Annotated in this window: 15 protein-coding genes; 8 read left to right on the forward strand and 7 right to left on the reverse strand. The window is 65.2% G+C overall.

The window, feature by feature from the left end; translation table 11 throughout:
* Positions 1-26 precede the first annotated feature (26 nt).
* Positions 27-1,151, reverse strand: coding sequence for an acyltransferase family protein (locus AC1DOP_RS08455; protein ID WP_441934794.1), 1,125 nt, complete (start codon positions 1,149-1,151; stop codon positions 27-29).
* A 136-nt stretch (positions 1,152-1,287) separates the two neighbouring features.
* Between AC1DOP_RS08455 and AC1DOP_RS08460 the strand changes: the two genes are divergently transcribed.
* Positions 1,288-2,160, forward strand: coding sequence for a sulfurtransferase (locus AC1DOP_RS08460; RefSeq protein WP_441934793.1), 873 nt, complete (start codon positions 1,288-1,290; stop codon positions 2,158-2,160).
* Positions 2,161-2,237: 77 nt separating this feature from the next.
* On the opposite strand, the gene AC1DOP_RS08465 is transcribed toward AC1DOP_RS08460, so the two are convergent.
* The 6 genes from AC1DOP_RS08465 to AC1DOP_RS08490 form a co-directional block, all read right to left on the reverse strand.
* Positions 2,238-2,852 carry a DUF4214 domain-containing protein gene (locus tag AC1DOP_RS08465; RefSeq protein WP_441934792.1) on the reverse strand — a complete coding sequence of 205 codons (615 nt, stop codon included), beginning with the start codon at positions 2,850-2,852 and terminating at the stop codon, positions 2,238-2,240.
* A 217-nt stretch (positions 2,853-3,069) separates the two neighbouring features.
* Complete coding sequence (locus AC1DOP_RS08470; RefSeq protein WP_477250757.1) at positions 3,070-4,458, reverse strand: TolC family outer membrane protein; 1,389 nt, start codon at positions 4,456-4,458, stop codon at positions 3,070-3,072.
* Positions 4,459-4,460: 2 nt separating this feature from the next.
* Positions 4,461-5,813: an HlyD family type I secretion periplasmic adaptor subunit gene (locus AC1DOP_RS08475; RefSeq protein WP_477250758.1), complete on the reverse strand. Its 1,353-nt coding sequence runs from the start codon at positions 5,811-5,813 to the stop codon at positions 4,461-4,463.
* A gap of 3 nt (positions 5,814-5,816) precedes the next feature.
* Positions 5,817-7,655 carry a type I secretion system permease/ATPase gene (locus AC1DOP_RS08480; protein ID WP_477250759.1) on the reverse strand — a complete coding sequence of 613 codons (1,839 nt, stop codon included), beginning with the start codon at positions 7,653-7,655 and terminating at the stop codon, positions 5,817-5,819.
* Positions 7,656-7,904: 249 nt separating this feature from the next.
* Positions 7,905-9,917, reverse strand: a complete 2,013-nt coding sequence (locus AC1DOP_RS08485; RefSeq protein ID WP_441934788.1) for a DUF4214 domain-containing protein — start codon at positions 9,915-9,917, stop codon at positions 7,905-7,907.
* A 370-nt stretch (positions 9,918-10,287) separates the two neighbouring features.
* Positions 10,288-11,643: a FecR family protein gene (locus AC1DOP_RS08490; protein ID WP_477250760.1), complete on the reverse strand. Its 1,356-nt coding sequence runs from the start codon at positions 11,641-11,643 to the stop codon at positions 10,288-10,290.
* Between the two features lie 193 nt (positions 11,644-11,836).
* Between AC1DOP_RS08490 and AC1DOP_RS08495 the strand changes: the two genes are divergently transcribed.
* The 7 genes from AC1DOP_RS08495 (at position 11,837) to AC1DOP_RS08525 (ending at position 23,317) form a co-directional block, all read left to right on the forward strand.
* Complete coding sequence (locus tag AC1DOP_RS08495) at positions 11,837-13,756, forward strand: CHASE2 domain-containing protein (protein ID WP_477250761.1); 1,920 nt, start codon at positions 11,837-11,839, stop codon at positions 13,754-13,756.
* The gene (locus AC1DOP_RS08500; RefSeq protein ID WP_441934785.1) at positions 13,753-15,003 is read left to right on the forward strand and encodes an outer membrane protein assembly factor BamD; all 1,251 of its coding nucleotides are present in this window, start codon (positions 13,753-13,755) and stop codon (positions 15,001-15,003) included. The genes AC1DOP_RS08495 and AC1DOP_RS08500 overlap by 4 nt, the downstream gene beginning before the upstream one ends.
* 16 nt (positions 15,004-15,019) lie before the next feature.
* Complete coding sequence (locus AC1DOP_RS08505; RefSeq protein ID WP_477250762.1) at positions 15,020-15,763, forward strand: Crp/Fnr family transcriptional regulator; 744 nt, start codon at positions 15,020-15,022, stop codon at positions 15,761-15,763.
* 135 nt (positions 15,764-15,898) lie between these two features.
* Positions 15,899-16,705 carry an ABC transporter permease gene (locus AC1DOP_RS08510; RefSeq protein WP_477250763.1) on the forward strand — a complete coding sequence of 269 codons (807 nt, stop codon included), beginning with the start codon at positions 15,899-15,901 and terminating at the stop codon, positions 16,703-16,705.
* Complete coding sequence (locus AC1DOP_RS08515) at positions 16,705-17,928, forward strand: ABC transporter ATP-binding protein (protein ID WP_477250764.1); 1,224 nt, start codon at positions 16,705-16,707, stop codon at positions 17,926-17,928. Before AC1DOP_RS08510 ends, AC1DOP_RS08515 begins: the two co-directional genes overlap by 1 nt.
* Positions 17,925-19,196, forward strand: a complete 1,272-nt coding sequence (locus tag AC1DOP_RS08520; protein WP_477250765.1) for an FkbM family methyltransferase — start codon at positions 17,925-17,927, stop codon at positions 19,194-19,196. Before AC1DOP_RS08515 ends, AC1DOP_RS08520 begins: the two co-directional genes overlap by 4 nt.
* Before the next feature lie 2 nt (positions 19,197-19,198).
* Entirely contained in the window at positions 19,199-23,317 is a 4,119-nt protein-coding gene (locus tag AC1DOP_RS08525; protein WP_477250766.1) for a glycosyltransferase, read from the forward strand.
* The last annotated feature ends 22 nt before the right edge of the window (positions 23,318-23,339 follow it).

A 23,339-nucleotide genomic window follows, 5' to 3' on the forward strand; every position in this document is an offset into this window, starting at 1 on the left:
CTGCTGCGATGCCAGGTTTCTTTATGTCATTGTGTTGTGGCAATTTCACCAATCCGCGTCGACTTGTCTTTTCCATAATGACGGCGCATGCGCAGGAAGGGTTCTTCGATCGTGTTATAGCTCAGGGTTGCCAGCAGCCAGGTGGCGACATAGGTGATCAATATCATGATGGCCGCATCGATCCAGCCGTTGCCGACCAGCCTCACCATGCCGACTTGGGTTGCCAGCAAATGCAACAAAGCCATGTGCAAGAGGTAGAAGGAAAAGCTGACCTTGCCGCCATGGCAAAGCACGCGTTCGATGGGTGCCGGAAGGCGTGGCTGGAAGGATACCCAGGCCAGGATGAAGATCGCCCAGCCCAGGCTCTCGATCATCGACCAGAAGATCCAGAACACCGATTTCGGCGTCGCCCCGAAGGGTGCGATACGGTGCAGCGCGGCGGTGTCGCAGACCACCAGCGCAAAGGAAATCAGCAGCAGCCAGGGCGAAAAAGCGTGCAGGCGTCCGCGGATCCGCGGCTGCTGGTACAGCATGGCGGCCAGCATGCCGATCAGGAACTGGTCGAAACGGCCGACGAAGGTGCAGAAATACATCAGCGTGCTGTTTTCGTTGACGGTATAAGCGCTGAGTTTAAAAAAGAACATCAGCAACAGCAGATTGAGCAGATAGCCCGGACCGCGTTCCATGGCAAAGCGCGCCAGGAAGGGGAATACCATATAAAACAGGAATTCCAGCGAAATGGTCCAGGCCGCGCCCGTGATCGGCGTGCCCGAGGTCGGCGCGTGGCCGAGATTGGTCGCGAACACGTACAGCAGGTCCTGGGGCTGGAAATTGTCGCGCCCGATCGAGGTGGCGACCAGGAAGATGGTCAGGAACAAGGGAAAGATGCGCAGCACGCGGTTGCGCACGAAGTCGCCGTAGACGATCCCTTTCTGATGCAGGGCGATCTGCATGAACAGGAAGCCCGACAGGGTGAAGAACAGGCCGACCCCGGTATGCCCTTCCGTGATCAGGCCGGCCCACGGCGTCACCAGCGCCGGCCCGCCGAGGCCCCGGTACTCGAGTTGAAAATGAAACAGGAAGACAATGGTCGCGGCCAGCCAGCGCAATTGATCGATGCGCGGGTTGTACTGCAGATTGAGCGAGTTCATAAGGGCCGGCTGAGGTTGCGCAAAAAATAGCATTTTAATTCGAACTACCGCGAAACTACACCTTATCCACATCCCGGCTGACCTCACGCCGGCACTGTCTTATAATTGCTGGCTGTCTTCCTGTATTTGCTCCCCAATGAACATGCACGTCAATATCGCCGCCTACAAATTCGTCACCCTCGAGAACCTCGAAGAGATGCGCCAGCAATACCAGGCGCTGTGCAATGAGCTCGGCTTGAAAGGCACTGTGCTGCTGACGCCGGAAGGCATCAATATGTTCGTCTCCGGTCCGCGCGAGAACATCGACCAGTACCTGGCCTGGGTACGCAGCGACGCCCGCCTGGCCGACCTGGAATGGAAGGAAAGCCTGTCGGAGGAACAGTCGCACCGCCGCATGCTGGTACGCATCAAGAAGGAAATCATCACGATGCGCATGCCCCTCATCAAGCCGGAACTGGGCCGTGCGCCCTCGGTGGCGCCGAAGACGCTCAAGCGCTGGCTCGACCAGGGACATGACGACGACGGCGTGCCGGTGGTGATGATGGAAACCCGCAACGCCTTCGAAGTGGACGTCGGCACCTTCGAGAACACGCTCGACTACCGTATCGACAAGTTCAGCGAGTTCCCGGACGTCGTCGCCAGGCACAAGGATGAGCTGCAGGGCAAGACTGTGGTGACCTTCTGCACCGGCGGCATCCGTTGCGAAAAGGCCGCAATCCACATGCAGAACATCGGCTACGAGCGCGTCTACCAGCTCGACGGCGGGATCCTGAAATACTTCGAGGAAGTCGGCGGCGACCACTACAAGGGCGACTGCTTCGTCTTCGATTACCGCACGGCGCTCAACCCCAAACTGGAGCCGACCGAAACCGTGCAGTGCTTCGCCTGCCGTGCAGTGGTGACGCCGCGCCAGCAACTGGCGCCCGAGTACGTGGTTGGCGTTTCCTGCCCGCATTGCTTCGACCATCAGGCCCAGGACCCGCAAGCGCAGGGCCAGGCACAGGTTTAAGGTTGCAGAACGACACACCGCCGGTCATGCCGGCGGTGATTTTTTATTTCATTCACGCGGCTTGCGTGAAATAAAATTCAGCCGAACAGCGGATGTGCGGGATCGGCAACGCCGATCAGGCCCACAGGATGGTCTGCCAGACCGGTCGCGGCCTTGACCATGTTCTCGATGGTGATGTCGATATTGCCCGGGTCGACGGCAGCCGCGCCCGATGCCAGGTCGTGGATGGCGGCAAGATAGTCCGATGCCATCTTGAGGCCGGCCGGGGTCGAATACGCCTGCTGCTCGGCGGGCTGGTCCAGGTGTGCCGTGAAGACGCTGGCAGTCGCCACTTTCCCGTTATAGGCGACACCGTCATTGCCCTGGGCGCCACCGGCGATCTGGGTCACGACGTTATCGATGCTGATCGCTTTCTTGTCCAGCAGATTGGCCCAGTAGTCGGCACCGGCAGTCTCGGCGGGGCGTCCGAACAGATGCTGGTACACCGCGTTGACCGTGGCGTGGCTGTCCATGCCCGCATACATCGCCTTGTATTCCGGCGAAGCGGCAAAGCTTGCCGAAATCTGCTGATAGCCGGTCGGATTATTCGCGAGGATATTGGTCCAATAAGCCAGGCCGGCAACGTCCGCCGGACGGCTGAAATATGCAACGTAAAGCTTCTGGACTTCTGTTTGCGTCGTAGTCGCCATCATGGCCTCCTTTTAGATAAGTGTAAAAAAATATACCGTATCCGTCTTTTTGGAGGCGCACTCAACCGTGCAGCATGCTTCGTAAGTTCTTGAAAGAAAAAGATTTTTTCCCAGAAATCCACGTCGCATAAGCAGAAGTGTTAAATATCTAACCCAAGCGGGCCGTAAAAAAGACCCCGGTGCTCGCGCAGCGGGGTCTTATATCAGGTATGGCGCAGGATCAGTGGAAGTAAGCCGCCACCTCGCGCACGCTGGAGGCATCCAGCGTTCCGGCCGCGGCGCGCAGGCGCAGCAGGCCGATCAGGTAGGAATAGCGGGCCTGGGCCAGGTCGCGCTGGCTGGTGTACAGCTGCTGCTGGGCATTGAGCAGGTCGAGGTTGATGCGGACACCACCCTTGATGCTCTGCTCCGTGGCCTTCATCAGCTCCTTGCCGGAGGCAACCGCCTTCTCCAGTGCCTCGATCTTGCGCACGCTGGACAGCACGATGCTGTGGGCTTTGCGCAACTCGACCATGACCTTGCTGGTGCGTGCGTCGTAATCCGACTGGGCACGTCCATAGGCGTCGGCGGCCTGGCGCGCGCTGGCGCTGATCGCCCCGCCCTGGTAGATCGGGAGGCTCACCTGCAGGCCGATAGCGCGGTCAACCGTTTTCTGGTTGTAGGTGTTGATCGATGCGGCATCGCTCTTGTCGTAGACGGCAGTGAGGTCGACGCGCGGATAATGCCCGGCCTTCTGCTTGCCGATCTCCAGGCGCGCGGACTCGATCGCCAGGCGCGCAGCCGCCAACTCATGGTTGTGCTCGCGTGCGATTCTGGCCCAGTCCTCGTAGCCGGCGGTCGGCAGCGCGGCCGGATTGAAACCGTCGCGCAGCTTGTCCAGCTGGCCCGGGTCCACGCCAATGATGCCGATCAAGGTTTCGCGCGCGGCGACCACATTGTCTTCGGCCTCGGTCACCTGGGCTTCGGCGATATCGAGCCGGGCCTGGGTTTCCAGCATGTCGGTCTTGGTGCCCTCGCCCTTCTCGAACAGGCGATTATTGACGTGCATCTGCTCCTTGTACATGTCGCGCGACACCCTGGACAGTGCCAACTGGTCCTCAGCAAACAAGGCGTCCATGTAGGCGCTGGCCACGCGCACCGCGACGTCGTCGCCGGCCGCCTCGTAGGCGGCTTCGCCCTGCTTCGCCTGCACCTTGCCCTGGCGGTAGCGCGCCACGCCGTCCAGGTTCAGGATCGGTTGGCGCAGCTGTACCGCGCTCGTACGGCTGATGTAGCGCGGCTGCGTCGGCGTCCAGGTCGCCGGAACCGATTGGCCGAAGATATTCGTATAGCCGGGCTGCCAGGTGTTGACGTCGGTGATGTTGCGGCTGGCCGAAAAACTCGCCGACACCTGCGGCAGCAGGTAGGAACGGCCGATCACGCGGTTTTCCTTGGCCGACTCCTTCTCGTAGAAGCTCATCTTGTATGTCGGATCGTTCTTCAGGGCCGCCTCGTAGGCCTGCTGCAGCGTGATCGCGCTGGCCTGGCCGGCCGCCAGCAGGGCCGACATCGCCGCGGCGAGCGCGGCAGCCGTGCGGCGCAAGCCGCTCATGTTGACTGGTCGCGCCACACTCACTCCTCGCTCAGCGCCGACGAAGCGCGGTCGAATATCGGCTTGAGCAGGTAATTCATCATCGTGCGTTCGCCGGTCTTGACGAACAGCGACACCGGCATGCCGGGACGAATCGCCATCTTGTGCTTCGCGATCAGCCTGGCGCCTTCCGGCGTTACCTTGACGCGCACCTTGTAGTAGGCATTGCCGGTGCGCTCGTCCAGCGTGCGGTCGGCCGCCACTTGATCGACCTCGCCCGGGATGTGCGGTGTGCGGTTGGTGTTGAAGGCGGCGAACTGCAGCTCGGTCGGCAGGCCCGGGTGCACGCGGTCGACCAGGTTGACCGGCAGCTGGCCTTCGACCACCAACGGATCATTGGTCGGTACGATGTCCATCATCTTGAAGCCGGGCTGGACCACGCCGCCCGGCGTGAACACGGCCAGGTTGACCACGGTACCGTCGGCCGGCGCCTTGACCTCGACGTTGGACAGCTCGAACTTCTGGGCCTGCAGGCGCGCCTGCTCCGTCTCGGCCTGCTTCTGCACCTCGGTCAACTGGGTACGCACTTCCTTCTGGTAGTCCTCGACACGCTGCGATTTGCGCAGCATGAGTTCGGCAACCTGGCGTTGTGCGCGCCCGATGTTGCCGATGTCTTCCGAAATCGAGCCGGTCAACTGGGCATAGGTGCGCTCGAGGTCGAGCAGGCGGTTGCGCGCCACATAGCCTTCCTTGGCCAGGTCGCGCATGCCGGACAATTGCTCCTTGAGGAACTCGACCTGCTCTTTCTTGCTCTGACGTGCTTCCTGCAAACCCTGGATCTGGATCTTCAGGCCGGCGATGCTCTCATCGGCGCCTGCCAGCTCATTCTTCAGCGAAGCCTGGCGCGACGCCAGCAGCTGACTCTGCAATGCCATGATGTCCGCCACGCGCGGGTCGCTGCGGCGCTGCTCGAGCTCGGCCGGGAACTTGATCGCATGCGCGCCGTCGCGCTCGGCGGTCAGGCGGGCCATGATCGCCAGGTCGGTCAGGTAGCCCGAATCGGTCATCTCGACCGCGGCCTTGGCGACGATCGAGTTCATGCGCACCAGCACCTGGCCGGCCTTGACGACGTCGCCGTCACGCACCAGGATTTCCTGGATGGTACCGCCGCTCAGATGCTGCACGGCCTGGCGGTTCGACTCTTTCGCCACGGTGCCGCCCAGCGGCACACCCTTGTCGAGCGGGGCGAACAATGCCCATAACAAGAAGCCGCCGAATCCCAACAGGACGATCAGCCAGCCCACGCGCGCGAACGGGCGCGCATCCGTATTCACTTCCAGCGGCGTGACGTCGTGCGAGACGACTTCTTGCGGCTTATTGGAAATCAACTTCATCGATTACTTTCCTTCTTCGGTGGTAGCGTCGGCCGGGGTATTTCCCTGGGCCGCCGCGGCTTCCTGTGCGCGCTGGGCTGCGGCCTGGGCGGCTGCCACCTGCGCCTGGGCAGCGGCGTACTGGGCCTGGGCCGCGGCCTGGGCCTCGGTCGCCTTCTTGCTCGCCTCCTGAAGGGCGGCGAGTACCTGCGGGGTCGGCCCGAACATGTGGACCGCACCGTCGCGCAGCAGCAGCAACTTGGTGGTCACGTTCACGACACCCGGGCGGTGGCTGATCATGACGATGGTCTTGCCGCGCTGGCGCAGGTCGAGCACGGCTGCCAGCAAGGCTTGCTCGCCGACATCGTCCAGGTTCGAATTCGGTTCGTCGAGCACAATCAGCGAGGGGTCGCCGTACATCGCGCGCGCCAGGCCGATACGCTGTTTCTGGCCGCCGGAAAGGCCGGCGCCGCCGTCGCCCAGTTTCGTGTCATAGCCTTCCGGGAACTGCAGGATCAGCTCATGGACGCCGGCGCGCTTGGCTGCCTGGACCACCTGCTCGGCAATCACCTCGCCGAAGCGCGCGATGTTTTCACTGATCGTCCCCGCGAACAACTCGACGTCCTGCGGCAGGTAGCCGACATGCGGCCCCAGCTCGGCCTTGTTCCATTGATAGATATCGGCGCCATCCAGGCGCACCTTGCCCATCATGGTCGGCCACACGCCGACCAGCAGGCGCGCCAGCGTCGACTTGCCCGAACCGCTCGGACCAAGGACGCCGAGCACGTCGCCCGGCGTGATTGCGAAGGATACGCCCTTGACGACCGGCATTTTCGCGCCAGGAGGCGCGGCGGTGACACCGTCCAGGGTCAGGACGCCTTGGGGCTTGGGCAGGGCCATGCCGGCCGGACGGGCGGGGTTCGCTTCAAGCAGGGCATCGAGACGTTCGTAGGCGCTGCGGGTGCTGCTGAACGACTTCCAGACGGCGATCACCTGCTGCACCGGCTGCAGGGTACGGCCGAGCAGGATCGAGGCTGCGATCATCATGCCGGGAGTGATCTTGTTATCCAGAACCAGCAATGCACCCAGGCCCAGCACCAGCGAGGACATCGACATCTGCACGAACTTGGTCAGTGCGGAAATCAGCCCCGCCTTCTGGCTGGCGTTGGCCTGCAGGCCGAGGAATTTGCCGTGCAGCTTGAACCAGCGGCTCATCAGGTTCGGCAGCATGCCCATCGACTCGATGACCTCGGCGTTACGCAGGTTGTTCGTGGCCAGGGTATTGGCCTGGATCGACATCGAGTTCGCTTCCGCCAACGGCTCCTTGGTGACGCGCTCGTTGACCACCGCCAGGATGATCAGCAGGATGGTGCCGCCCAGCGCAAAGAAGCCGAGAACAGGCTCGAATAAGAAAATGACGATCAGGTAGATCGGGAACCAGGGCGCGTCGAAAAATGCGAACAAGGCATTTCCCGTCAAGAATTGGCGGAGGCTGGTCAGGTCGGCCAGCGCCTGGCCGGCATTGCCGCCAGCCTGCTTCAGGTTCTGCTCGAATGCCGCGGTGTAGATGCGCTTGTTGAGCACCATGTCGAACTGCGCACCGACGCGCACCAGCACGAAGGAGCGGATCAGCTCGAGGCCGCCCATGAACAGGTAGGCGCCGACGATCAGAAGGCTCAGCATCAGCAGCGTGATTTCGTTGCGGCTGCCCAGCACACGGTCATACACCTGCAGCATGTACAGCGAAGGCGCCAGCATCAAGAGATTGATGATCGCGCTGAACGCGCCAACCGTGAAGAAGGTGCTCTTGAAAGACCGCAGCACCAGATCGATTTCGTTGCGTTTTTCTAGCAGTTTTTTCATAGGGCCTTGCGCACTTCAATCATTCCCGATCGCAGCACGCCATGATTCGAAGAAATTTGTCCGGGCACATTATGTACCAGATCTGTTCAAAAATGTGACGTGTATCACACTTTTTACGATATTCGGTCGCGTACTGGTCACAAAACCCTTCAGCTCTGCAGTTACAGGCAGCAAAAGAAAAACCCCGCTGCCTTGCGGCAGCGGGGTTTTCGAAGACAGGCCGGTTGCCCGGCCCGGCATTCGACTGAATTACGACACGGTGATGATGCCGTTGTTCAGGTGCACTTTGGTCGAGTCCACACCGGTCAGGGTGATGGTGACCAGGTCGGTACCGCTGCTCGAAGCGTAGGCCTTCTGCTCCAGAACGATGTTGGTGTCAGCACCGTTCTTGACGATGAAGGCTTCCAGCACGGCGTCGTTACCTTTGGTGGTATCGCCGGTGGTGTTCAGCGTGTACTTGCTGCCCAGGTACAGAGCGTCGTTGCCCAGCAGACCGAAGTTGGTGATGGTCGCGTTGGTCTTGCCTGCCACGAAGATGTCGGCGCCAGCGGTTGCCAGCGGAGCAGCGTGGGCTGCGTCCAGGGTGACCGGCTGCAGCAGGTTGTTGGCGGTGAACGCGTCGGAAGCGGCCTTGATCTGGCCGTTGACTGCATCCAGCTGAGCCTTGCTTGCGTTGGCGGTCGACAGGTCAGCCAGGGCCTTGGTCAGGGCCGAGACTGCGTCGCTATCGGTCTTGACAGAAGCGGTAGCGTCAGCTTGTGCCTTGATCAGCGGGTCTGCATTGTCATCGGTCTTGAACGTGGTAACCAGGGAATTGAAGTCGTTGTACGCTTTGGCTGCGGCAACGGCTGCGTCTTTCTGAGCCTGAGTTGCGCCGGTCTGGGCAGCGATCGATTCAGCCGAAGTCTTGATTGCTTGCAGGCTCGACAGCTCGGTGGTGATCTGAGCCGAAGTCGGGGTTGCACCGGCATCCAGCTTGACGATGGTCATTGCCGAAGCGATGGCCTTCAGGTCGGTCTTGGCCTGGTCGGTCAGGTCGAGGCCGCTGACAGTTGCCTGGGCGGTGGTTTGCGCGGTGCTTGCCGAGGTCAGGGACGCGTCAGCGGCTTCCTTGGCGACGCTCGAAGCCAGCAGAGCGGTGACGCCCGGGTTGGTGGTTTCGGTCACGCCGGTTGCCAGCACCAGGTTGCCCTTGGTGTCGAGGGTGATCAGGCCGGTCACGGTGCCGTCGGCAGCGACGGTCACGGCAGTGTTCTGCGCGTTGAAGGCGCCCAGCTTGGCAGCCAGGTCGATACCGGCAGCCTTGACGGCGGCGTTGGCGTTGTCCACAGCGGTGTTGGCGGCGGTCAGTTGTGCCAGAGCGTCGGTCAGGCCAGCGACCTTGGCGACAGCGGCGTTGGCGTCGGCCAGGGTCTTCTGGTCGGCGGTCAGCTTGGCAGCCAGGTTAGCCTGGGCTTCGCTCAGCAGGGCAGCCTTGACGGTAGCCGAGGTGGTCGATGCGCCGTACAGGCCCTTTTCGTTGGCCGGCAGAGCAGCGTCAACCAGGCCAGCGACCTTGGTGGTAGCGGTGGTGACAGCGCCGGTCACGTCAGCGTCGGTCTTGGTGATCTTGCCGTCGGCCTTGCCGTCGAACGCGTCCAGGAAGTTGTTGTGCGCGGTGTTGGCGGCGTCCATGGCAGCCAGGCCGCTCTGCAGGGTGAACGGGGTGCCGGCAGCGTTGACCTTGGCGATGGTTGCGCCCAGGGCATAGGTGTCGGTCGCGGCAGCGAACGAAGCGTTGTCGGTGATGCCCGACAGGAATGCCTTGGCAGCAGCGTTGGCCTTGTCGCCCGAGTAGGCGTTGGTGGTGCCCAGCGCGTTGGTGAATGCCAGCGAAGCGGCAACCTTGTTGTTGTAGGCGGTCAGGTCCGAACCTTGCGCGCCGCCAGCGACTTGGGTCACGACTGCGTCGATGGTGATTTTCTTGGCATCCAGCAGGCCAGCCCAGTATGCCTTGCCTGCGTCTTCTGCAGGACGGCCGAACAGGTTCTGGTAGACGGCGTTGACGACGTCGGCGTTCGACATGTTGGCGTAAGCAGCCTTGTACTCGGCGGAGGCAGCGAAGCTGGCCGAGATCGAGGCCATGGTAGCTGCGACAGCTTTGGCGTCGCCCTTGGCGTTTTCCAGAACGCCTTCGTAGTAGGCCAGACCAGCGGTGTCAGCCGGACGGTTGAAGTATGCGACGTACAGCTTTTGCAGATCGTTGTAGTAGGTGGTTGCCATTTATTGCTCCAAGTAGATCGATCGATCGATTATTGTCTCTATTGTTCAGCTGCAGGATGCCCTTGCTGTCCAACGGGCCGAATAATGACATGCGGAACATTCAACCTAATGTGATCGCCATCACAAAACTTCAAAACTGCTTCAAAATTACGACAATTTTTTACATCGGCAGCAGTTTTTAACAATGCATATGCGCTTTTTTCCTATGAAGGAAAAAAATTTGCCCAAAAATTCGGCGCTTACGCCATCCCAACCGATGTAACAATTGGTGAGAATTTAGAATGCCGCCAGGCAAGAAAATCACGCAACAATGTTGCAGCCATAAAAAAATGCCCCGGGAACCCGGGGCATTCTTTTCTGGTACAGCTGTTCAGTTCTTCAACCAATAAGTTGCACCATTGATCGTGCGCTGGGAATCGATACGGCCATCGAAAATATACGAAGCACTGCCACCCTTGTCGTTACTCAGCAAGCCTTGCACGTTCAAGTAGCCGGGGCGTTCGTTGGCCTGATCGCCGGTAAGGCGGCCGTCGTCGCGAACCGTTCCGACGGCGCGGAAGGGAATCGATTCGCTGCCGCTGATGATGTCGAAACCGGTCGCGAAACTGCGCTTGCCGAAATCCACGTTCAGTGTCCCGTTGGCCACCGTGGCGGCGACGGCGGTACGGATACCGTAGCCATAATTCGTATTGATGATGGCATCGCTGTCACGCAATGCGAAGCCGACGCTGCCGTTATTCGGTGCGACGAACTCGGCGCCCGGGCTGCGCAGCAGCGCATAATCACCGTTCTGCGCGATCAGGGTTGCCTTGTCCATCTCCTGCGCCAGGTAGATTTTTGGATTGAAGGCATCGAAGCGCACCCAGCGCCCCCAGATGAGGCCACTGGGAGGCTGCTGCGGCGTAGTCGGCAATTGCGGCTGCTCGGGCACGACCGGCGGCGTCGGCACCGCGGGCGGCGGCAATACCGGTGGCTTGACGGCCGGCTGGTCGACGTTCGCCGCCAGCGCCCCTACTTTCTTGACTTCCAGGCTGGGCCCTGTCGCGGCCCCGCCATCGGCCTTTGCCACCGGCTCATCGTTACGCGGCGGCGACACCAGGTCGGGCGACAGCGGGCTGCCGCTCAGCAGCTGCGGCGCAGCCTGGCCGCGCGTCACCTGCAGCAACTGGCCACGCTGGGCGGCCGACAATTCGCGGCTGGCCGCGCCCTGGCAGGGGCCGACCCCGTCCCGGCTGCAGGCATCGGCAAAACCGCTGACCACCACCGCGCCGGTCAGCACGGCCACGCGCGAAGTCTGCTCGTCGGTGAAGACGGTAAAGTCGGTGCCGCGTACGCCAATCGCCGCCACCGGCGTATTGAAGCGGAAGTTCTGGCGCGCCTGCTTGACGGCCTCGCCCGACTTGCTGCGCGCCACCCCATGCAGCAGCTCGAATTTGACCTGCGTATTGGCCGGGTTCGCCTTATCGATGCGATAGGTGGCGATGCGCGCCTGGCTGCCCGGGCGCAGGATGAACAGGCCGTTGTCGGCAGTCTTTATATAGATGTAGCCGTCGCTGCCCGTGGCCAGCAGCTGGCCTTCCTGCACCGTGCCGCCTTCCAGCGCCGGCTGCTCGCCGACGCTTGCCTTGCCGGCGGCGAAAATGATGCGGCCGGCATCGGCTGCGCTGGCGGACTGGCCGAGGCAGGCAACTGCAAGAACAGCGGTGGCAAGTAGGTTACGCGACATAGTGGGTCCTCTCCTGCCCGCGAGCTTAGCGGGTCCTGCAAGAAATTGGATGTGACAGCGATCACAATTATAATTGAACACTTGAGTCCGCTTGTCACTAAATTGTCTTAACCCATTCTTACAGTGCACATAAGCAACTTTTCAGAGTTATAATTTTTCTTTAGTTACAATTTCCAACGAACCGTTTATCCGCGTGGCAGTCCCTTTCAAACAATCCACTGCTACGCCGCAAGCATCCCACCGTGCCGCCCTCGTTCGCTGGCTGATCGCGGCGCTGGCGCTGCTCTTGACGGCCGGGCTGGAATGGTTTCCCCCATCGCACTTCTCTTTCGTCGCCAACGAATGGATGCGTGACGCCTTTGTGCGCCTGCAGGTCAGCGACGCGCCCGAGTCGCGCGTGCTGGTGGTCGATATCGACGAAACCAGCCTGGCCCGGCTGGGCCCGTGGCCCTGGCCGCGCGAGCGCCTGGCCGACATGGTCGAGATCCTGCTGTCGCATTACCAGGCGCGCGGCGTCGGGCTCGACATCCTGCTGCCCAAGGAAGGCGGCCAGCTGGGCGACACGCGCCTGGCCCTGCTGGCACGGCACGGTCCCGTGGTGCCGGCCCAGGCCTTCGACTTCGACCTGGCCCACGTACGTCCCGAAGCGGTACGCGACGGCGTGCTGGGCGGCGCCATCGACGGCTACACGGACGGCGTCGACGCCACCGGCTACATCGCCAACTATGCGGCCCTGGCGCAGGCGCCGAACATCGGCGCGATCGGCTTCATCCCCGATCCCGACGGCACGCTGCGCCGCGTGCCGATGATCACCCGCTACGAGGGGCGCGCCTACCCGGCGCTGGCGCTGGCCATGGTCAACTGCTGCGCCGGCAAAGGCAGGCTGGCGCTGGCCGATACCGGCTTGATGCGCGTCGGTTTCAAGCGCGACTGGAAAGCCTATACCGTGGTCTCCGCCGCCGACGTCCTCGACCAGGCGATCGATCCGGCCGGGGTGCGCGGGCGCCTGGTGCTGGTCGGCTCTTCGTCGCTCGGCACCGGCGACCGTGTGGCGACGCCCCTGGCGGCCAGCCGCCCCGGCCTCGGCGTACAGGCGGCGATGCTGTCGACCCTGCTCGATCGCCAGGCCGGCGACACGCCGGCGCGCTGGCCGGGCGCCTGGCTGGCGCTGGGCTGGACCCTGCTCACCGCACTGCTGGTGCCGCTGGCCTTCCCCTACCTGTCGGCCATGGCCAGTGTCGCGCTGCTCGGCGTGAGTTCGCTCGCCTGGATCGGCCTGGCCTGGCTCGCCTGCAGCCATGACCCGGACTTCAACACCGTCGCGCCTTTCGCCGCCAACCTGCTGTTGCTGGCGGTGGCCGTGCCCTACCAGTGGCAGCAGACCCAGCGCCGTTCGCGCTACCTGCTCAGTACGCTGCGCCAGTATGTCGCGCCGGCCGTGGTGACGGAACTGCTGCGCAGCGACCTCGAGGATCCGCTGCTGCCGCGCCAGCTCGAGGTCACCACCTTGATCGCGGACATGGAAGGCTATACCGCCCAGGTCGAGACCCTGCCGATCGAGGACGCGGCACGTCTCACGCGCGACTTCCTCGATTGCCTGACCGGCCCGGTGATCGAGCGCCAGGGCACCCTCGACAAGTACACCGGCGACGGCCTGGTCGCCTTCTTCGGCGCGCCGCTTCCACTCGAGCACCATGCGGACCTGGCGCTGGACGCCGCCCGCATGATCGTCGAGCGGGTCGCCAGGTTCAGCGCCGCGCGCGAGCGGGCCGGCCATCGGCCGCTGCGGGTGCGCATCGGCATCGAGAGCGGTCCTGCCATGGCAGGCGATTTCGGCACCAGCTTCCGCAGTATCTACACCGCGGTCGGCGACAGCGTGAACACCGCCTCGCGCCTCGAGCAGGCCGCGCGCGACTATCCGCACGACATCATTGTCGGCCCCGGCACCGCCGCACGCGCACGCGCGCATCGCTTCCTGCGGCTGGGCGAACGCCGCCTGCGGGGCAAGGAACAACTTACCACCGTATTCACTCTTCAGGACAGCATGAACCAAGCGGGCAGCACCACCAGCACCCCGATCGCCGGCGCCGCCGCGGAGGGGCCTGCCGCATGACCAGGCGTTTTACCTTGCCGGCGCTGTTCGCCGTCCTGCTCGCAGGTGCGGGCGCCACGGCGCGCGCGGACACCCCCGAGCAGCAGGCCTATCGCGAAGCCGTGGAGGCGCGCATGTACCAGGAGGCGATGGAAGCGCTGGCCGAAGGCCGCCGCAAGGACGCCTCGGCGATCCTGCGCCGCCTGGTTGCCAACCCCCAGCAGGCAGGCGCCCTGCTCGACCTGGCGCTGACCCAGTGCGGACTGGGCAACGCCGACGAGGCCGAGCGCCTGTTCGCAATGCTCGAGACGCGCGTCCAGCTCACGCCGGACATGCTGATCCTGATCGCAGAGACCCGCGAAACCGGCTGCAAACCCTGGAAGCCGACCGCCACCACGACCCTGACCGTGGGCCGCGGCATCGACCAGAACGTCAACCAGGGCGCCAGCGTGTCGACGCTGGTGGTCGATGCCGGCGTGCCGGTCGAGCTGCCCCTGCTGCCGGACTTCCTGCCGCACCACGACCAGTACAGCGTGCTCGGCATGGAACACATGCGCGAGCTGACGCCCAACGGCAGCATCGCCTACCTGCAGTACCAATGGCGCCGCAACGACAGCCTGCGCCAATACGACACGGCAGTCCTGTTCGGCGGCGTCGAAGTCCCCTGGCGCGTGCTGCGCACGACGGTCAGGACCAGCGTCAACCTGGGTGCGGTCAAGCTGGGCGGGCATCTCTACCAGCGCCTGGGCCAGCTGCAGGCACGCGTCTCGCCCCAGATACCGCTGCCCGCGAATACCCAGCTCAGCCTGATCGCCAGCGCTTCGTGGTACGACTATCCGACGCTCACGCACTTCAATTCGGCCACACTCGAAGGCCGCGCCCTGTTGTCCTACCGCGACGGCCCTTGGTATGCCGGCGCCAGCGCCGCACTGCTGGACGACCGTGCGCATACCGGCAGGCCGGGCGGCGACCGCCATGGCAACTACGCCAGCCTGCTGGTACGGCGCGCGCTGCCGGCCGGCTTCATCGGCGAGCTGGCCGTCACGCGCCAGAGCTGGAACAGTGAACGGCCCTACGCTCCGGCACTGCTGATCCCTGCCGTGCGCGCGCAGCGGACCGCGGTCGTGCGTACCGCCTTGTCTTATCGGTTTGCCAAGGACCAAACGCTACAACTGGAAGCACGCGCCGTTCAAAATAAAGAAAACATACCGATCTTTCAGTACAATGACCGGGTTTTGCAGCTGAGCTGGCAATGGCAGCTGCCTTGAAGCAGGAAACCCATCGATGACCTCCGCGAGCAAGCTCTCCGCCCGGACCGACGCCGCGACGGCGGCCGAGGTGCAGGCACAGATCCAGATCAACCTGCGCAAGATCCCGCTGCTGTCCGAGCTGAGCGAAGAGGACATGCGGCGCGTAAATATGGAAATCCGTATCCGCCACTTCAACCGGCGCGAAGTGGTCCTGCACAAGGGCGGCAGCGGCGACGCCCTGCTGTTCCTGCTCTCCGGCCAGCTGCAGGTGGTCGACATTACCGAGGACGGCCGCGCGATCGGCCTGCGTATGCTGGCGCCGGGTGATTTCTTCGGAGAAATTGCTCTCATCAACGAATCGACCCGCTCCGCCTCCGTGGTGGCGACCAGCGACGTGCTGGTGGCCTTCCTGCCGGCGGCCACCGCGATGCACCTGTTTTCGCATTCGCCCAGTGTGGCCAAGCAGATGCTCAAGCACCTGGCGCAGAAGATCCAGCGTGATTCGGAATTCCGCGCCGTGCTCAGCATCAACAATACGGCGCGCCGCATCTATACGTATTTATCGCTGCTGCAGAAGAAGCCGGAAGACGGCGGTTCGCCGGCCGTCGTCGAAAACCTGCCGACCCACCAGGACATTGCCAACATGATCAATACCAGCCGCGAAACGGTCACCCGCGCGCTGCTGACCCTGGTCCAGCAGGGGATCGTGCAAAAGGAGGCGAACCGCCTGGTGATCCTCGATTCACAAGCCTTGCAAAAGCTGATTCAAGGGCCCTGATTGGCGACATCCTTGCCAAACTTGCTTACAACTGTACCAATTGTGTGGCAATACCGTAGAGTATAATTTTGCGCTCGAACGGCCTTGCCACTATATGAAGAAACACCTCACGCACATTTCCGTGCCTGCTGCGACATGATCGCGCCGCCGATGCTGCGGGGCCTGTGGGCTTACCGCGGCTTCGTACTGGGCAGCGTCAAGCGCGAATTCCAGTCGAAATACATGAATGCGATGCTGGGGGCGCTGTGGTCGCTCCTGTCGCCGCTCGCCATGATCGTGGTGTATACCGTGATCTTCTCCGAAGTCATGCACAACAAGCTGCCCGGCGCCGGCGGCAACGCGCCCTTCGCCTACAGCATCTACCTGTGCGCCGGCATCCTGACCTGGGGCCTGTTCGCCGAAATCGTCGCGCGCGGCCAGAACATGTTCATCGAGCAGGCCAACCTGATCAAAAAGATCAGTTTCCCGCGCATCTGCCTGCCGCTGATCGTGGTACTCAACGCGCTGGTCAACTTCGGCATCATCTTCGGCCTGTTCACGCTGTTCCTGCTCGGCTCCGGCACCTTCCCGGGAGCGGTCTTCCTGGCCATCGTTCCGGTGCTGCTGATCCAGCTGCTGCTGGCGATCGGCATCGGCATGATCGCCGGCGTGCTCAACGTGTTCTTCCGCGACGTCGGCCAGTTCGTGACGATCGCGATGCAGTTCTGGTTCTGGTTCACGCCAGTGGTCTATCCGGTCACGATCCTGCCGCCCGAGGTGCGCGCCCTGCTCGGCTGGAATCCGATGGCGCGCCTGATCGAGGCCTACCAGCAGGTGCTGGTGAAAGGCGTGGCGCCCGACTGGGCCGCGCTGTTGCCGGTGCTGCTGCTGTCGCTGCTGCTGTGCGCGCTCGGCCTGCGCCTGTTCCGCCGCCGCGCCGGCGAAATGGTGGATGAACTCTGATGGGCCGGATCGTCGTTTCCAACCTCGGCAAGGCCTATCGCCAGTACCCGACGCGCTGGTCGCGCCTGGCGGAATGGGTGCTGCCCGGCGCCGGGCCGCGCCACAAGCTCAAGTGGGTGCTGCGCGACATCGGCTTCACCGTGGAGCCGGGCGAAGCCGTGGGCCTGATCGGCATCAACGGCGCCGGCAAGAGCACCCTGCTCAAGCTGATCACCGGCACCACGCTGCCGACCACCGGCGCCGTCCACATGGAGGGCCGCGTGGCCGCCCTGCTGGAACTCGGCATGGGCTTCCATCCCGACTTCACCGGGCGCCAGAACGTCTTCATGGCGGGCCAGCTGCTCGGCATGACGGTCGACGAGATCCAGCAGCTGATGCCGGAGATCGAAGCCTTCGCCGAGATCGGCGACTACATGGACCAGCCGGTGCGCGTCTACTCGAGCGGCATGCAGATGCGGGTCGCCTTCAGCGTCGCCACCGCGCGCCGTCCGGACATCCTGATCGTCGACGAAGCGCTGTCGGTGGGCGATGCCTATTTCCAGCACAAGAGCTTCGACCGCATCCGCAGCTTCCGCCGGCACGGCACCACGCTGCTGCTGGTCTCCCACGACAAGCAGGCGATCCAGTCGCTGTGCGACCGCGCCATCCTGCTCGACGGCGGCCGCCTGGCCAAGGAAGGCCCGCCGGAAGAGATCATGGATTACTACAACGCCATGATCGCCGAGCGCGAGAACGAGACCGTGCGCCTGAATGCGACCCCGGAGGGCAAGGTGCAGACCGTGTCCGGCACCGGCGAGGCGACCGTCGCCGACATCGCCCTGCTGGACGAGCACGGCGAGCGGATCGAAGTGGTCGACGTCGGCGCGCCGGTCACGCTGGAGGTGCGCGTGCTGGCCAAGGCCCCGATCCCGCGCATGGTGCTGGGCTATATGATCAAGGACCGCCTGGGCCAGCCCATGTACGGCACCAACACCCACCTGAAGGAACTGCCGCTCGAGAACGTCGGCGCCGGCGAGGAAGTCGTCTTCCGCTTCCGCTTCCCGATGAACCTGGGGGCGGGCACCTATTCCGTCGCCACGGCGATCGTCAGCACCGAGACCCACCTCGTCAACAACTACGAATGGCGTGACCTGGCGCTGGTGTTCACGGTGATGAACATGCGCCGGCCGCATTTCGAGGGCTCGGCCTGGCTCGACCCCGACATCGACATCCAACGCCCATGAGATTCATTTCCTACGCCCAGAACAACGAAGACGTCCTGCTGTGGCGCGCCCTCGGCCACGTGCAGGACGGCTTCTACATCGACGTCGGCGCCAGCGACCCCGAGGAGCATTCGGTCACCCGGGCCTTCTACGACGCCGGCTGGCACGGCATCAACATCGAGCCGCTGCCGGCCCATATCGAGGCCTTCCGCGAACAGCGCCCGCGCGACATCAACCTGGCGCTTGCCGCCGGCAGCAGCGAAGGCAGCCTGACGCTGTACGACGTGCCGGCGGTGCGCGGCTGGGCCTCGCCCGAGGCGGCGATCGCCGAACTGCACCGCGCCGAAGGCCACACGGTTGCCGAGCTGACGGTGCAGGTGCGCACCCTGGCGTCGATCTGCGCCGAGCACGTGGGCGGCGACATCCACTTCCTGAAGATCGACGTCGAGGGCTTCGAGGGCGAGGTCCTGCGCGGCATGGATTTCGCGCACTGGCGCCCATGGGTGCTGGTGATCGAAGCGACCCTGCCGAACAGCCGCGAGACCAACCACGAAGCCTGGGAGCAGCTGGTCACCAGCCAGCGCTACCGCTACGCCTGGTTCGACGGCCTGAACCGCTACTACGTGGCCGAGGAACACCAGGAACTGATGCGCCACTTCGGCATCCAGCCGAACGTGTTCGACGACTACATCTCCTGGCACCTGGACCGCGCCTGGATCGCCAACGCCGCCGCCGGGCGCGCGCTGCACGAGCGGGAGCAGGAAATCGACGCCGTGCGCGCGGAACTGCACGACATGATCCAGTTCGCCGACGCGCTGGAACTGGAAAAGCAGGATGCGCAAGCCGAGATCGCCCGCCTGAGCGGCGAGCTGGCGCAGGCCCATGCCAGCGGCCAGCAGGCCACGCTGTGGGCGCGCGACCTGGAGCAGCGCCTGATCGCGACCCTGAACAGCACCTCGTGGCGCATCACCGCGCCGCTGCGCTTCATCGCGCGCCGCGGCCCGGACAGCATGGCGGGGATCGCCCGCCGCAAGGCCAAGGGCGCCGCGCGCCGCGGCCTGCGCTGGCTGACGTCGCGCGAGGCGCTGCGCCGCGCCGTGCTGCCGCTGGTGATGCGTTCGCCCCGCCTGCAAGCACTGGTGGCGCGCACCCTGGCCGCCGCCAAACGCGCCTCCGCCGACGCCGCGGCGCCGGCCAGCGCCGTGCCGCCCGCCCTGCGTGAACTGCCGCAATCGGCGCGCGAGGCACTCGACCAACTGCGCAGCGCCTACGCACCGCGCCAGGAATGACAATGCGCCTGATTATCGATTTCAACGCGCCGCAGACGGCGCCTTCGTCCGACACGGCCGCGCTGCGCGCGCTGGCCCGCACCCTGCTGCGCGACAGCGGCCCCCACGAGGTCCACGTGACGGTCTGCGGCCGCGACCCGGCCGACGCCGACGCCCTGCGCCATGCGCTGGACGGCCTGCTGCCGCCCGGCCGCTTCCACATCTACGCCCAACCGGCGGCCGGCGACCCGTGGCGCCGCCATGCCGCCGCCGCGCTGCGCGCCGGCTTCCTGGCCTCGCTGGCGCCGGACCGCATTCTCGACACGGCGCAAGCCGCCGGCCTCCAGGCCGCGGGCAGCGACGACGCGGCCGCACTGTGGCGCGCGATCGAGCGGCTGCCGAGGGTAGCCGCCACCGCGATGCCGGCGGCCGCAGACGGTGCCGCCAAGCCGACGCTGGCGCTGGTGTCGCCCCTGCCGCCCGAGCACTCGGGCATTGCCGATTACAGCGCCGAACTGCTGCTCGAACTGGAGCGCCATTACGAGGTCGAACTGGTGCTGACCCCGGGTGCGACGCCCGACGGATCGCTGCAGCGCTTCGTGCAGCGCGACGTCGCGTATTTCGAACGCCATGGCGCGTCTTACGACCGGGTGCTGTACCACTTCGGTAATTCGAATGCGCACAAACACATGTTCGCGCTGCTGCGGCGCCATCCCGGCACCGTGGTGCTGCACGACTTCTTCCTCAGCGGGGTGCTGGACAACATGGAGCGCGACGGCGACGTGCCGGAAGCCTTCCTGCAGGCGCTGTACGCGTCGCACGGCTACACCGGGCTGCGCGACCACCGCGAGCAGGGCCGCAACCCCACGATCTGGCAATACCCCTGCAACAAGGAGGTGCTGGACCGGGCCGCCGGCGTGATCGTCCACAGCGACTTTTCGCGCCGCCTGGCGGAGCAGTGGTACGGCCCCGGCAGCGCCGATGACTGGCGCACCATTCCGCTGCTGCGCGGCCAGGTGGCGCCCGGCGCCGACCAGGACGCCGCGCGCCGCGCCGCCCGCGAACGCCTGGGCATCGAGGCCGGCGACTACGTCGTCAGCAGCTTCGGCATGCTCGGCCAGACCAAGCTCAACCATCGCCTGCTGGATGCCTTCCTGGCGTCGCCGCTGGCGGCGGATCCGCGCTGCCGCCTGGTGTTCGTCGGCGCCAACGACCCCGGCACCTACGGCATCGAGCTGCAGCGCAAGATCGCCGGCAGCGGCGCCGCCGCGCGCATCCGCATTACCGGTTTCGTCAGCGCCGCCGACTACCAGGACTGGCTGGCCGCCAGCGACTGCGCGGTGCAGCTGCGCGCCCAGACCCGCGGCGAAACCTCGGCCTCGGTGCTGGATTGCCTGATGCACGGCCTGCCGGCCATCGTGAATGCCCATGGCGCCGCCGCCGACCTGCCGCCCGACACGCTGTGCATGCTGCCCGACCAGTTCGAGGACGCCGAGCTGAGCGCCGCCCTCGCCTCGCTGCACGCCGAACCGGGCCGCCGCGCCGAGCTGGCCGCGGCCGGCCGGGATCACATCGCGCGCGAGCACGCGCCGGCCGCGGTGGGCGCGCTCTACCATGACGCGATCGAAGCCTTCGCCCGCGACAGCGCGCCCGCGCAGCGGCGCCGGCTGGTTACCGCGCTGAGCGCGCCCGGCACCCCGCGTCCACCCGACGAGGCGGCGCTGGTCGAGACCGCCGCCATGATGGCCGCGAACGCCCTGCCGGCCGCGCCGCGCCAGCTGCTGGTCGACATCTCGGCGCTGGTGCAGGCCGACTACAAGACCGGCATCCAGCGCGTGGTGCGCAGCATCGTGCTGGCGCTGATCAAGGAACCGCCGCCCGGCTACCGGATCGAACCGGTGTACAGCGAAGGCGGCAACCACTGCTACCGCTATGCGCGCCGCTTCACCTGCGGCATGCTGGACGTGCCGCCGCTGGCGCTCGAGGATGCGCCGATCGAAGCCCGCGCCGGCGACCTGTTCCTGGGCCTGGACCTGGCCTCCAGCCTGACCACCCAGAACCAGCCGCAGCTGCAGGCCCTGCGCGGCAAGGGCGTGAAAATCTGGTTCACGGTGTATGACCTCTTGCCGCTGCTGCGGCCGGACTGCTTCCCCTTCGGCTCCCAGAAATACTACGGCGACTTCATCGACACCATCGCGCTGGTGGCCGACGGCATCGTGACGATCTCGCGCGCCGTGGCGGACGAGCTGGCCGCCTGGCTGGCGCAGCGTCCGAACCGCCGGGTGGCGCCGCTCAAGCTGGCCCATTTCCACCTCGGCGCCGACATCGACGCCAGCGCGCCGACCAGCGGCCTGCCCGACAACGCCGCCCACACGCTGCAGGCGCTGCGGAACGCGCCGAGCCTCCTCATGGTCGGCACCCTCGAACCGCGCAAGGGCCAGGCCCAGGCGCTGGCCGCCTGCGAGCTGCTGTGGGCCAAGGGCGTGGCGGTCAATCTCGTCATCGTCGGCAAGAACGGCTGGCTGGTCGACGCCCTGGCCGAGCGCCTGGCGTCGCATCCCGAGCGTGAAAAACAGCTGTTCTGGTTCAACGGCGTCTCCGACGAGATGCTGCTGAAGCTGTACGAGCGCAGCTCGGCGCTGCTGGCCGCGTCCGAAGGCGAAGGCTTCGGCCTGCCGCTGATCGAGGCGGCCCAGAAGGGCCTGCCGATCATCGCGCGCGGCATTCCCGTGTTCCGCGAAGTGGCCGGCGAACACGCCTTCTACTTCGAGGGCACCCAGCCCCAGGACCTGGCCGCGGCCATCGAGGAATGGCTGGCGCTGCACGCGGCCGGCAAGGCGCCGGCCTCCACCGGCATGCCGTGGCTGACCTGGCAGCAGAGCGCCCGCCAGCTGATGGACGCCGTCGTCCACGACCGCCATCACGCCAGCGTGGCCGCCGACCGGATGGCGGCGCAGCTGCTGGTGGACATGTCGGCGATGGTGCGCGAAGACCTCAAGACCGGCATCCAGCGCGTGGTGCGGGCCCAGCTGCTCGCGCTGCTGAAGCTGCAGAACCGGGACCGCCAGGTGCTGCCGGTCTACCTCAGCGACGAAGGCGGCCGCTGGCATTACCGCTACGCGCGCCGCTACCTGCACGAGCTGGGCGGCACCGACAGCTACGGCGTGCACGACGACGAAGTCCAGGTCGCCCGCGGCGACGTGTTCTACTGCCCCGACCTGTTCCCGGGCGCGGTGAACGAGGCCGCAAGGATCGGGCTGTACGGGCGCTGGCGCGACATCGGCGTGCGCATCTGCTTCATGGTGCACGACATCCTGCCGGTGCTGCGCCCGAACTTCTTCCCGCCCCGCGTCGAGAAGGTATTCGGCGACTGGCTGCGCACCGTCGGCAAGGAAGCCGACTGCCTGGTCTGCATCAGCGCCGCCGTGGCCGAGGAAACCCGTGCCTGGCTCGCCGCCAAGACCTCGGCCCGCGCACTGCCGCAGTTCGCCGTGCTGCACCACGGCGCCGACATCGACGCCTCCAGGCCGAGCACCGGCCTGCCGGAAGATGCCGCTGCCGTGCTGGCCGCCATCTCCGCCGCGCCGACCTTCGCCATGATCGGCACCATCGAGCCGCGCAAGGGCCATGCCCAGGCGCTGGACGCCTTCGAGCGGCTGTGGGCGCAAGGCCTCGACGTCCGCCTGGCGATCGTCGGCTCGGAAGGCTGGAAAGGCCTGCCGGACAACCAGCGCCGCACCATTCCGGCGCTGATGGCGCGCCTGCGCGAACATCCGGAGCTGAACCGCCGCCTGTTCGTGCTGCACGGCGCCAGCGACGAATACCTCGACCGCATCTACGCCGCCAGTACCTGCCTGCTGGTGGCCAGCGAAGGCGAAGGCTTCGGCCTGCCGCTGATCGAGGCCGCGCGCCATGGCGTGCCGCTGCTGGTGCGCGAGCTGCCGGTGTTCCGCGAAGTCGCCGGCGAGCACGCCAGCTACTTCAGCGGCGACAGCGGCGCGGCCCTGGCCGCGGCCATCCAGGACTGGCTGCGCCTGCAGGCCGCAGGCCGGGCCCCGGCGTCGATCGGCATCGCCTCGCGCACCTGGGCCGACAACGCCGCCGAACTGATGGCGATCCTGTTCCCGCCGCAGCGATCCTGAGGCGAACTGACGTATCCTGTCC

The organism is Massilia sp. 01N410 (assembly GCF_056399665.1).

Bases quoted from the DNA above. Each gene is read 5' to 3' on its own strand.
- AC1DOP_RS08515 (WP_477250764.1), top strand. From the start codon at position 16,705: ATGGGCCGGATCGTCGTTTCCAACCTCGGCAAGGCCTATCGCCAGTAC.
- AC1DOP_RS08490 (WP_477250760.1), bottom strand. From the start codon at position 11,643: ATGTCGCGTAACCTACTTGCCACCGCTGTTCTTGCAGTTGCCTGCCTC.
- AC1DOP_RS08525 (WP_477250766.1), top strand. From the start codon at position 19,199: ATGCGCCTGATTATCGATTTCAACGCGCCGCAGACGGCGCCTTCGTCC.
- AC1DOP_RS08485 (WP_441934788.1), bottom strand. From the start codon at position 9,917: ATGGCAACCACCTACTACAACGATCTGCAAAAGCTGTACGTCGCATAC.
- AC1DOP_RS08455 (WP_441934794.1), bottom strand. From the start codon at position 1,151: ATGAACTCGCTCAATCTGCAGTACAACCCGCGCATCGATCAATTGCGC.
- AC1DOP_RS08475 (WP_477250758.1), bottom strand. From the start codon at position 5,813: ATGAAGTTGATTTCCAATAAGCCGCAAGAAGTCGTCTCGCACGACGTC.
- AC1DOP_RS08505 (WP_477250762.1), top strand. From the start codon at position 15,020: ATGACCTCCGCGAGCAAGCTCTCCGCCCGGACCGACGCCGCGACGGCG.
- AC1DOP_RS08480 (WP_477250759.1), bottom strand. From the start codon at position 7,655: ATGAAAAAACTGCTAGAAAAACGCAACGAAATCGATCTGGTGCTGCGG.
- AC1DOP_RS08500 (WP_441934785.1), top strand. From the start codon at position 13,753: ATGACCAGGCGTTTTACCTTGCCGGCGCTGTTCGCCGTCCTGCTCGCA.
- AC1DOP_RS08465 (WP_441934792.1), bottom strand. From the start codon at position 2,852: ATGATGGCGACTACGACGCAAACAGAAGTCCAGAAGCTTTACGTTGCA.
- AC1DOP_RS08520 (WP_477250765.1), top strand. From the start codon at position 17,925: ATGAGATTCATTTCCTACGCCCAGAACAACGAAGACGTCCTGCTGTGG.
- AC1DOP_RS08460 (WP_441934793.1), top strand. From the start codon at position 1,288: ATGAACATGCACGTCAATATCGCCGCCTACAAATTCGTCACCCTCGAG.
- AC1DOP_RS08510 (WP_477250763.1), top strand. From the start codon at position 15,899: ATGATCGCGCCGCCGATGCTGCGGGGCCTGTGGGCTTACCGCGGCTTC.